Annotated in this window: 1 protein-coding gene and 1 pseudogene; both read right to left on the bottom strand. The window is 63.7% G+C overall.

What is annotated here, in order from left to right; genetic code table 11:
- Positions 1-14: 14 nt before the first annotated feature.
- A pseudogene (locus tag AHiyo1_RS15485) lies at positions 15-455 on the bottom strand (serine/threonine protein kinase); the annotation flags it as partial.
- A 73-nt stretch (positions 456-528) separates the two neighbouring features.
- The coding region (locus AHiyo1_RS15480; RefSeq protein ID WP_148667611.1) for a lytic transglycosylase domain-containing protein at positions 529-1,252 on the bottom strand (724 nt) is incomplete at its 5' end.

Here is a 1,252-nt window from a genome sequence, read left to right as displayed (position 1 = left end):
CGTCTCGGCGATCAGACGTTCTCGGGTTTCACGTCGCGGTGGATCAGCCCTGCCGCGTGGGCGGCCGCGAGCCCTTCGATGACGGGGTCGATCAGTGCAAAGGCAAGCCGGGGCGGAAGCGCCGCCTTCTCGTTGAGGACATCGCGCAGAGTATGGCCTTTGATGTACTCCATGACGATGTATGCAATGTGGCCGTCCTGTCCTTGGTCGAGGACGCCTACGACGTGCGGGTGGGAAAGGCTCGCCGCGGCCCGGGCCTCGCGCTGCAAACGGTCGAGGAAGTTTTGGTCATTGGCCAGGTGCGGATGCAGCACTTTGAGCGCCACGTCGCGGTCGAGCCGTTCGTCGGTGGCGAGATAGACGGTTGACATTCCGCCGTTCGCGAGGCGCGATCGCACCAGATAGCGCCCGTCCACGAGGGATCCGAGGAGTTGGTCCGAAACTTGTTCCTGCACCCTACGATCCTAGTTGAGCAAAAACACGGGCCCGAATCGACATGCGATCCGGGCCCGTGTTGTGCGCCGCGAGTTAGCTGAAGTTCTTCTTGAGGGCCAGGATCGAGGCGACGTAGGCCTTGGTGTCGTCGTACATGCCGTGCTTGCTCACCGAGTACTGGCCCTGGTAGTAGCCTGCGATGGCCGTATTCAGGTCCTTGCTCGTGTTGACGAGCGCCCGGATGATGGCGACGCCGGCGGTCACGTTGTCATACGGGTCGAGGATGTTGAGCTTGCGTCCCACCAATTGGGAAGCCCATTCACCCGAGGAGGGGATCACTTGCATCGTGCCGATGGCGTTGGCGGGGGAGACCGCACGCTGGTTGAAGCCGGATTCCTGGAAGGCGAACGCCATGGCCAAGGACGGGTCCACTCCCATCCGACGCGCAGTATCGGCGACGATCCCCTTCATCTGGGCGGTGCTGGGGACCGGGGACGCATTGAGCAGGGCCTTGTTCGCGTTGGCTGAACTGACCACTGCCTCGGGGTAGGTGTAGCCCAGGAATGTGCTCGGAACCAAGGGGGCGCTGACCGGAGCAGGGGCCGGAGCCGAGGCCGCAGGAGCGCCCGGGATGGCTAGCTTCTGCCCGGGATAAATGATGGTGCTCATGGACAGCTTGTTGGCCGAGAGAAGAGACGACAGGGACACCCCAAGGCGGGACGCGATACCGCCCAAAGTGTCACCTGACTTGATGGTGTACGAGCCGGTGTTGGCAAGTGCCGGCGCTGCCGGAGCCGCCGGAGCCGCCGGAGCGGAA

Origin of the sequence: Arthrobacter sp. Hiyo1 (genome assembly GCF_001263615.2) — a bacterium.
Classification (GTDB): Bacteria; Actinomycetota; Actinomycetes; order Actinomycetales; family Micrococcaceae; genus Arthrobacter.
The sequence above is the reverse complement of the archived record's forward strand: the minus strand, read 5'-3'. Positions and strand labels throughout refer to the sequence as shown.